The organism is Streptococcus intestinihominis (genome assembly GCF_046824975.1).
In the GTDB taxonomy this organism is placed as follows: Bacteria; Bacillota; Bacilli; order Lactobacillales; family Streptococcaceae; genus Streptococcus.
Genome location: NZ_JBKQBL010000001.1, coordinates 621,535 through 631,122, shown reverse-complemented (window position 1 = coordinate 631,122; position 9,588 = coordinate 621,535). Strand labels below are relative to the sequence as shown.

Here is a 9,588-nt window from a genome sequence, read left to right as displayed (position 1 = left end):
TTAAGACACCGCCTTTTCACGGCGGTAACACGGGTTCGAATCCCGTACGGACTATATCTCATTCCGCCATAGCTCAGTTGGTAGTAGCGCATGACTGTTAATCATGATGTCGTAGGTTCGAGTCCTACTGGCGGAGCTAAACTAGCATCCTAAGGGATGCTTTTTTTGTATAAAATAAGAGCCCCTTCCAACTGAAGGGGCTCTTTATGATGCGAATTTACTGATTTTTTGAGGATTGAGATTTCTTTCGAATAGCATTGTAGCAAGCGAAGGAAAGAATTCCGAGTAGGAAAGCGATGGTTCCTTCTTTTAACCCATGTGGAATGAACTGTAGAACAACCTGTCCTTTTCCTTTAGGGACATCAACAGTCATAAATCCTTTTTGAGCCCTTTGAATAGGGACAGGTTGATTATTGATCGTCGCTGTCCACCCTTTATCATAAGGAAGGGTGAAAAAGAGACTTGTATGGTGGTCTGCTGTAAAATCTGCAGTGACGGTATTTCCTTTGGTTTGCACATGAACTTCTTGTTGGTGCAACCTTTCAAAGGCTTCCTGGTAGGCTTGAAGGTTCAAAGCAAAAAATTCTGGAGTTTGGAAGGTTACGGTAGAATTTTCAGGGAAGGCAATTCGAACCTTAACAGTTTCTCCTGCTGTAAAGTGACCAATGGTGAAGAATGGAAAGACATTGTCTGTTGTATAGCGGTTGACTTGGCCATTCGTAATGATCTCAACATCGGTATAATCTTCATTCTCAAATTCTAAAGAAGGAAGGTTTACATAAAGTTGACTATCGTTTTGAACATAGAGCTCATATTCGATACTGGCATAAGTCAGAAAACTATCTGCTTCAACTTTAGCCTTTTGAGGTCCTTGAGAAGGATCGTCTGCACCAGTTTTCAGTGGATGTAATCGCTGATAGTAAGTCAACGATTGCCCCGTTAGATGATTGAGAAAGTTCTTTTGGTTATCTAAGGTTAGATTAGAAAATGGGATATCCTTGTAGGGACTTGCGGTTAGAAATGCTAGTGAAAGAGCTTTTTCATTTTGATACAAGGTCTGATTTCCTTGCGTTTCCAATTTATGAAAAGCAAACTTTTGGGGATTCCTATCTGAAATATTGTATTTGATCCCGAACAGACTATCCATTAGTAATGTATTGTTTTGATAGCGCAAGTTCAAGTTGGTTCCATCTGATTTAAAACCGAGTTTGTCTAGGGTCGAACTGGTATCTGTATTTCTGACAGATGAAAATTGGGAGACCCCTCTAAAATTATATTTCATACTATCATTACCTGTTTGAGGTTGGAGAATCTCTGTTCGGTAAAATTCTTGATCATCCTGTAAACTTGATGTCAATTTATCAATTGATGGAATCTTTCCTTGGTAAGAAGAACGAGCTGCAAATACCCATTCATTTGCAATCCCATCGATCTGATAATAGCTGTTTATACTAATTTCAAACAAACAGAAGAAAAGAATAACAGCAGAAAAAATGGGATGAGAAAGTTTACGAACTGTAAAGGCAAGTGTCACAGTAAAGAATACAAGAAGAAATTCTAGTGTCAATACATAATGACTGCTTGTCAAGAAAGGATAGTGCTTGCGATAGAGAAAGGTGAGGATAAAACCAATACTAAGCAAACTAACAGCTAGGCAGAGTCGTTGCCAATTGATTTCTTTTATCCGATTGAGGACCTCTGCTGCCATGAACAAAATAGTCAATGAAAAGAGCCAGGCATAACGGTGAAGAAACATATTAGGAGCATGCATTCCCTGCCAGAATAAATCCAAAGCTTGTAAATAGAAACTTGCAATAAGAATGACTAATAAGGTCAAATATGCTAGTTTCACGTGAAACCGAATCGATTTGACAAAGAAAAATAGAAAGGCAAGTAAGAATGGAAATAGACCAACATAGATCATAGGGATAGCCCCATATTTTGTTGTATCAAAGCTACCAATCAAATTCTTTGCAAAAACGTCTAAGTACCAACTATTTTCTGTAAAGGTTCTTGTAATCTTGGTAAAGTTTTCTCCATGAGTTCGTAAATCCAATATGGTGGGGTAAATCATGATCAAGCTAGTGACCCCTGCTAAAATTGACACAATTGTAAAGTCAAAGAAAGAAGATATTCTTTTTTTATAGTCCCAGGAAAGCTGCGTGAAATACCATAATGTCAAGAAGATAGCCATCATAAATCCAAAATAATAATTTTGGATGAAGAGGATAGTCAAGCTTGTAAAGTAGAGAACCCGCTTCTTTTGAGTCATCAAACGGTGTAAACCTAACAGAATAAGAGGAGCCAAAATGAAGACATCGAGCCAGGTTTTGATTTCAATCTGACTGACGGAGAAACTCATTAACGCAAACAAAGTTGACAGCGAAAGAACCAAGAATGTTTGCAGTTGAGGATAGATTCCCTTAATGGAATAATAAGTTGACAACCCAATCAATCCTATTTTTATCAGTGTAAAGAGATAGACGGAATCAACCATGGATAAACTGTCAAAGAAGAAGACAAAGGGAGATAGAAAACTTCCTAAGTAATAGCTGGAAAGAGCGTAGAAATTTAACCCGAGCCCACTTGTAAAGCTGTAAAGGAGGCTGTCGGTTCCGTGTAAAATATTTCGTAAAGTAACGTCGAAAATAACGTATTGATGAAAGCCATCACCTAATAAAGGAGAAGTTTCACTCCCCCAATAAATGCCCTGACTGAGGTAGACGAAAAATAAGATTGTAAAGGGAAGTAAAAAAGCTGTAAAGTAAACAATGATGGGGTGTGATAGATATTTTTTAAATTTCATATAGTCTATTGAAAGACCCTGAAACAAAGGTTCCAGGGTTTTTGATTCTTTGGAGTGATTCTTAGTCTTTCCAAAGTTCTTTAACTTTTGCTTGAACTTCTTGGTTTTCTAAGAATTCATCATAGGTTTCATCAATCCGGTCAATGACACCATTTTTTGAAAGAACAATGATATGGTTGGCAAGAGTTTGAATAAACTCATGGTCGTGACTGGCAAAGATGATCGATTCTTTGAAGTTTTTCAATCCATCGTTCAAGCTTGAAATTGATTCCAAGTCCAAGTGATTTGTAGGATCGTCAAGTACAAGAACGTTTGACTTCAAAAGCATGAGTTTTGAAAGCATCACGCGCACCTTTTCTCCCCCTGACAAGACGTTGACAGGCTTGTTAACCTCATCTCCAGAGAAGAGCATGCGTCCGAGGAATCCACGAAGGAAGGTATTGTCATCTTCTTCTTTACTTGCGAATTGACGCAACCAGTCAAGAATTGACTCGCCACCTGCAAAGTCAGCTGAATTGTCTTTTGGTAAGTAAGAGCGGCTAGTTGTAACTCCCCACTTGACAGTTCCTTCATATTCGATTTCACCCATAATGGCGCGGATCAAGGCAGTTGTTTGGATATCGTTTTGACCGATAAGAGCCGTCTTGTCACCTGGACGTAAGATGAAGCTGATGTTGTCAAGAATAGTTTCACCGTCAATCTTTACAGATAAGTTCTCTACTGTCAACAGATCATTTCCAATTTCTCGCTCCGCTTTAAAGCTGATAAATGGGTATTTTCGGCTAGATGGGACAATTTCTTCTAACTGAATCTTGTCAAGCATCTTTTTACGCGACGTTGCCTGTTTTGATTTTGACGCATTGGCAGAGAAACGAGCCACAAATTCTTGTAATTGTTTGATTTTTTCTTCTGCTTTAGCATTACGGTCTGCTAACAACTTGGCAGCCAGTTCAGATGATTCTTTCCAGAAATCATAGTTACCAACATAGAGTTTGATTTTTCCAAAGTCTAGGTCGGCCATGTGGGTACATACTTTATTCAAGAAGTGACGGTCGTGGGATACAACGATAACGGTATTCTCAAAATCAATCAAGAAATCTTCTAACCAGGTAATGGATTGAATATCTAGACCGTTGGTCGGCTCGTCCAAAAGAAGGACGTCTGGTTTACCAAAGAGAGCTTTGGCTAGGAGGACTTTCACTTTATCTCCATTTGTTAGTTCACTCATATTTTGGTAGTGGAGCTCTTCTGGAATATTCAGATTTTGGAGGAGTTGTGAAGCTTCACTTTCTGCTTCCCAACCACCTAGTTCAGCGAATTCTCCTTCAAGTTCTGCTGCGCGGACACCGTCTTCATCTGAAAAATCTTCCTTCATATAGATAGCATCTTTTTCCTTCATGATGCTATAAAGTTTTTCATTTCCCATGATAACGACATCAATGGCACGCTCATCTTCGTAGTCAAAGTGATTTTGACGAAGAACAGAAAGACGTTCGTCTGGTCCAAGAGAAATATGACCAGTTGTCGGTTCAATATCCCCAGCTAAGATTTTTAAAAAGGTTGATTTTCCAGCACCATTGGCCCCAATCAAACCATAGGTATTTCCTTCTGTAAATTTGATGTTGACATCATCAAAAAGTTTACGATCACTAAAACGTAGTGAGACGTCTGTAACTGTTAGCACGTATAGTTCTCCTCTTTTTCTGTCTATATAAGCCTATTTTACTAGAAAACGCTTGATTTTTCAATGAATACCCTTATGCATTGGAGGAAGTCATTTAGTCTGTAGAAAAGGGTGAAGAACTTGACTTTCCTTTGATGTCATTATATAATGAAAAGCAATCAGAAGAGTAATTTGTATTCGTTTTTTAGAGAGCTTATGGTCGCTGAAAATAAGCAACGAAACAGAATGAAATGGACTGATGTTCAAATAGAATCTTAACCAATAGAGATTCGGCTAGCAGGCCTTATGTGCAGCTCATTTGTGATGAGTCAGAGAGAACAGCATATGCTGTTCTAAGTGAGGTGGCACCGTGTCTCAGACGCCCTCGCATAGTTTTTGCTATGCGTGGGCTTTTATTTTGTACTTTAGGGAGGAAGAAAAATGACCAAGCCGATTATTTTAACTGGAGATCGCCCGACTGGGAAGCTCCATATTGGACACTATGTCGGTTCGTTGAAGAATCGAGTTATTATGCAAAATGAAGACAAGTACCAGATGTTTGTCTTTTTAGCCGATCAGCAAGCTCTAACGGATCATGCTAAAGATCCGCAAACCATTGTTGAGTCTATTGGAAATGTTGCTCTAGATTATTTAGCAGCTGGCTTAGATCCAAAGAAATCAACTATTTTTATTCAAAGTCAAATCCCTGAGCTAGCGGAATTGACCATGTATTACATGAATTTGGTCTCTGTTTCACGTTTGGAACGAAACCCAACCGTTAAGACAGAAATTGCCCAAAAAGGATTCGGAGAGTCTATTCCATCTGGTTTCTTGGTTTATCCTGTTTCCCAAGCTGCAGATATTACCGCTTTTAAAGCCAATCTCGTGCCTGTTGGAACTGACCAAAAGCCCATGATTGAGCAAACTCGTGAAATTGTTCGTTCCTTTAACCATGCGTATCATTGCAATGTTTTGGTTGAACCGGAAGGAATTTTCCCAGAAAATGAGGCGGCAGGTCGTTTGCCTGGCTTGGATGGGAATGCTAAGATGTCTAAATCTCTTGGAAATGGTATTTATTTAGCCGATGATATGGACACCTTGAAGAAAAAGGTCATGAGTATGTATACAGATCCTGAGCATATTCGTGTCGAAGATCCAGGGAAAATCGAAGGAAATATGGTTTTCCATTATTTGGATGTGTTTGGAAAAGAAGAAGATCAAGCGACCATTCAAGACATGAAAGACCATTACCAACGGGGTGGTTTAGGAGATGTTAAAACCAAACGCTATTTGTTAGAGATTCTTGAAAGAGAGTTGGGGCCTATTCGCGAACGACGGATTGAATTTGCTAAAGATATGGGTCAAGTTTATGATATGCTTCAAAAAGGTAGTGAAGTAGCCCGTTCGGTTGCAGCAGAAACGCTTGATCAAGTAAAATCTGCTATGGGATTAAACTATTTCAAGTAAGCTCTTGATATTGAGATGATTCAATAAAATAACTGATTCAAAAGAGGTTCCAACACCTCTTTTTGAAATATTCTACAAATGATTGACAAATTATCTTAGAATGGTATGATATTATCAATCAAAAAAGACGAGCTTGGCTCAAAAAGAAAGAAAAGAGGAAAATGGGAATGTCAAATTGGGACACTAAATTTTTGAAAAAAGGTTATACCTTCGATGATGTATTGCTCATTCCAGCTGAAAGTCATGTATTACCAAACGATGCAGATCTTCGTACAAAATTGGCGGATAACCTTGTGTTGAATATCCCAATCATCACAGCTGCGATGGATACAGTTACTGAAAGCCAAATGGCTATTGCCATTGCCCGTGCTGGAGGACTTGGGGTTATTCATAAAAATATGTCCATTGCCCAACAAGCAGATGAAGTTCGTAAAGTAAAACGCTCTGAAAACGGCGTTATTATTGACCCATTTTTCTTAACACCTGAACATACCATTGCTGAAGCCGATGAACTTATGGGACGTTACCGGATCAGTGGTGTACCTGTGGTTGAAACCATGGAAAACCGTAAACTAGTAGGGATCTTGACCAACCGTGACCTACGCTTTATTTCTGATTATAATCAACCGATTTCCAACCATATGACCAGCGAGAATCTTGTGACTGCACCAGTTGGTACAGATTTAGAAACAGCTGAACGGATTCTTCAAGAACACCGTATTGAAAAATTACCATTGGTGGATGAAAATGGTCGTTTGTCAGGTTTGATTACCATTAAGGATATTGAAAAAGTTATTGAGTTTCCAAATGCAGCGAAAGACGAATTTGGTCGTCTTTTAGTAGCAGGTGCTGTCGGAGTTACATCTGACACTTTTGAGCGTGCGGAAGCATTGTTTGAAGCTGGTGCGGATGCTATTGTTATCGATACAGCCCATGGTCATTCTGCAGGTGTTCTTCGTAAAATCGCTGAAATTCGTGCTCATTTTCCAGATCGCACCTTGATTGCAGGTAATATTGCTACAGCTGAGGGAGCACGTGCTCTCTATGATGCAGGTGTTGACGTGGTTAAGGTAGGGATTGGACCTGGTTCAATCTGTACAACTCGTGTGATTGCTGGGGTCGGAGTTCCTCAAGTTACAGCGATCTATGACGCAGCTGCTGTTGCGCGTGAATATGGAAAAACAATCATTGCTGATGGTGGGATCAAGTATTCTGGAGATATTGTAAAAGCCCTTGCAGCTGGTGGTCATGCAGTCATGCTTGGATCTATGTTTGCAGGAACAGATGAAGCACCAGGTGAAACTGAAATCTTCCAAGGACGTAAGTTCAAGACTTATCGTGGTATGGGATCTATTGCAGCCATGAAGAAAGGTTCAAGCGACCGCTACTTCCAAGGTTCTGTTAATGAAGCCAACAAATTGGTTCCAGAAGGAATCGAAGGTCGGGTTGCTTATAAGGGTTCAGCAGCCGATATCGTCTTCCAAATGATTGGTGGTATCCGTTCTGGTATGGGCTATGTTGGAGCTGCCAACCTTCAAGAATTGCATGAAAATGCACAATTTGTTGAAATGTCTGGGGCAGGGTTGAAAGAAAGCCACCCACACGATGTCCAAATTACCAATGAAGCACCAAACTACTCTGTTCAATAAAAAATAAAAGTGTGAAATCATAAGATTTCACACTTTTATTGTGTCAAAAAGTTGTCAATCAAAATTGACAACCTTGTTAATTATTCGTCAACGTGACCTGAGTGAATATTAAAGATTTTTAAGTCTTCAGGCAAGTCTTTTAGGTGATCTAAGGTAGTAGTTGTGATAAACGTTTGGATGTCACGAGAGATAACTTCTAGTAAATGTAGTTGACGATTGTTGTCAAGTTCACTCATAACATCGTCTAAGAGTAAAATCGGCTTTTCATTCGTCAGTGATTCAATTAATGAAATCTCCGCTAATTTTAAGGAAAGAACAACACTGCGGTGCTGACCTTGGCTACCAAAAGTTGCATTCATGTCATTGATGTAAAAGCTAATGTCATCTCGGTGAGGACCAACACTGGTTGTTTTTTTGATGAGATCCTTTGTCCGATTTTCTCGAAGTAATTTGATAAAAGTTGGGCGAAGTGTCTCTTCATCTTGAAAAGGAATGGAGGAATCATACCGAATAGATAGTTTTTCAGTTTGATTGGAAATTTCAAAATGTTTCTCTTGACCAAAGTCTTCTAATTTTTTAAGAAAATCTTTCCGATGGATGCAGACTCGGCTACCATAATCTGCTAATTGCTCATCCAAAACATCTAAAAAGGTTGGGTCTACTGTGTTGGCTGTTTTTAAGTAACTGTTTCGATGCTTTAAAACATGATGATAGGCTGTTAAATCTGATAGATAGACGGGTTTCATCTGGCCTAAATCAATATCAATAAACTTGCGGCGAAGAGCGGGTGAGCCTTTAACAAGTTGTAAATCCTCTGGAGCAAAGAGAACCACATTCATGTTACCGATATAGGTTGATAGCTTGCTTTGTTTTAAGTGGTTTACTTTAGTGACTCGTCCTTTTGAGGATAAAGAAATTTCTAATGGGATAGAGCCAGTCTTTTTTTCTAAGACACCAGAAACAGTAAATTGTTCCTCTTGAAAATGAATTAAATCCTTATCGGAACGGGTCCGATGGCTACGGGTCAAGGATAAAAAGTAGATGGACTCAAGGAGATTGGTTTTTCCTTGAGCATTTTGGCCTAAGAAAATATTCAAACCAGAATGGAATTGAAGATCTACTTCTTTATAATTTCGAAATTTCTGAATATGTATGGATTTAAGCCACATTTTATGTTCCTGGGAAACGAACGGGTTTCCGCTTATTCTCTTCTTTTTTAGGTTTAAAATCTTTTTTTTGTTTTTGTTCTTTGTTTAATTTCTTCACTAATTGAGCAACGCGTTCTTTTTCCAACTTGTCCGCTTGATAGTCTTCAATCTCTTCTGGACTAGGTTGTGTCAGTGTTATGACTTCCTTCTCACCAATTACTTCGATTGTATCTCCGACTCGTAACTTACGTCCTCTTCTGGTTTCAACTTCTCCATTGACCTCTACTTGATTTTCATGTAAAAAGGCTTTGATAGCTCCACCGCTTTGGATGATACCCAGTTCTTTAAATAGGGCTTGTAGTGTGATAAATTCATCAAAAAGTTTATAGTTCATAGTTCACCTCAATGATAGTTATTATACCACAAAAGGTTGAAAAACCTAAAATAGGGCGAGTCAGTGTAAACGTTTTTTAATCTGTCTGGGAAAGATTTTACTGGGATTTCATGATATAATGAAGAGTAATATTTGTTAGAACGAGGATGACGATGGAATTAGTTACTGGTGTTCGAATCCATTTTATGAAATCAGAAAAATTTAAGACCAATGAGATAAAAGTGCGGTTCTCAGCCCCTCTTTCTGAAGAAACAATAGCAGGACGGGTTCTAGCCTCACGCATGATCGAAACAGCCAATCAACTTTACCCAACTTCACAGCAATTTAGAGAGCAGTTGGCGAACTTGTATGGAGCAAATTTTTCTACTTCTGTTTCAAAACGCGGTCAAATGCACTACATTGATATTAATTTATCTTATGTCCGTGATGCTTTTTTGAGCAAGAAAAATGTCTTGACAGAT

6 protein-coding genes, 1 tRNA gene, 1 pseudogene and 1 other annotated feature are annotated in these 9,588 nt (G+C 38.9%); of the genes and pseudogenes, 4 read left to right on the top strand and 4 right to left on the bottom strand.

The window, feature by feature from the left end; all coding sequences use genetic code 11:
• The first annotated feature begins 62 nt into the window (after positions 1-62).
• Positions 63-136 (top strand) — tRNA-Asn (locus ACLOR3_RS03125).
• Between the two features lie 81 nt (positions 137-217).
• On the opposite strand, the gene ACLOR3_RS03120 is transcribed toward ACLOR3_RS03125, so the two are convergent.
• Positions 218-2,806 (bottom strand): YfhO family protein, encoded by a 2,589-nt coding sequence (locus ACLOR3_RS03120; RefSeq protein ID WP_411400205.1) that lies wholly within the window; start codon positions 2,804-2,806, stop codon positions 218-220.
• A 61-nt stretch (positions 2,807-2,867) separates the two neighbouring features.
• Positions 2,868-4,490 (bottom strand): ATP-binding cassette domain-containing protein, encoded by a 1,623-nt coding sequence (locus ACLOR3_RS03115; RefSeq protein ID WP_061564539.1) that lies wholly within the window; start codon positions 4,488-4,490, stop codon positions 2,868-2,870.
• Positions 4,491-4,633: 143 nt separating this feature from the next.
• Positions 4,634-4,859, top strand: a binding site (T-box leader).
• A 51-nt stretch (positions 4,860-4,910) separates the two neighbouring features.
• Here ACLOR3_RS03115 and trpS point away from each other — a divergent pair.
• Together trpS and guaB are read left to right on the top strand one after the other, a co-directional pair.
• Positions 4,911-5,936: a tryptophan--tRNA ligase gene (gene trpS / locus ACLOR3_RS03110; RefSeq protein WP_129822605.1), complete on the top strand. Its 1,026-nt coding sequence runs from the start codon at positions 4,911-4,913 to the stop codon at positions 5,934-5,936.
• A 167-nt stretch (positions 5,937-6,103) separates the two neighbouring features.
• Positions 6,104-7,585 (top strand): IMP dehydrogenase, encoded by a 1,482-nt coding sequence (guaB, locus tag ACLOR3_RS03105; protein WP_048789949.1) that lies wholly within the window; start codon positions 6,104-6,106, stop codon positions 7,583-7,585.
• 80 nt (positions 7,586-7,665) lie between these two features.
• Here the strand turns inward: guaB and recF are convergent, their stop codons facing one another.
• Together recF and yaaA are read right to left on the bottom strand one after the other, a co-directional pair.
• Entirely contained in the window at positions 7,666-8,754 is a 1,089-nt protein-coding gene (gene recF / locus ACLOR3_RS03100; RefSeq protein ID WP_411400204.1) for a DNA replication/repair protein RecF, read from the bottom strand.
• Between the two features lies 1 nt (position 8,755).
• The gene (yaaA, locus tag ACLOR3_RS03095; protein WP_411400203.1) at positions 8,756-9,127 is read right to left on the bottom strand and encodes a S4 domain-containing protein YaaA; all 372 of its coding nucleotides are present in this window, start codon (positions 9,125-9,127) and stop codon (positions 8,756-8,758) included.
• Positions 9,128-9,279: 152 nt separating this feature from the next.
• On the opposite strand from yaaA, the pseudogene ACLOR3_RS03090 reads away from it, so the two are divergent.
• A pseudogene (locus ACLOR3_RS03090) lies at positions 9,280-9,588 on the top strand (EF-P 5-aminopentanol modification-associated protein YfmF); the annotation flags it as partial.

Coding starts and splice junctions, on each gene's coding strand:
- trpS (WP_129822605.1), top strand. CDS start 4,911: ATGACCAAGCCGATTATTTTAACTGGAGATCGCCCGACTGGGAAGCTC.
- guaB (WP_048789949.1), top strand. CDS start 6,104: ATGTCAAATTGGGACACTAAATTTTTGAAAAAAGGTTATACCTTCGAT.
- ACLOR3_RS03120 (WP_411400205.1), bottom strand. CDS start 2,806: ATGAAATTTAAAAAATATCTATCACACCCCATCATTGTTTACTTTACA.
- recF (WP_411400204.1), bottom strand. CDS start 8,754: ATGTGGCTTAAATCCATACATATTCAGAAATTTCGAAATTATAAAGAA.
- yaaA (WP_411400203.1), bottom strand. CDS start 9,127: ATGAACTATAAACTTTTTGATGAATTTATCACACTACAAGCCCTATTT.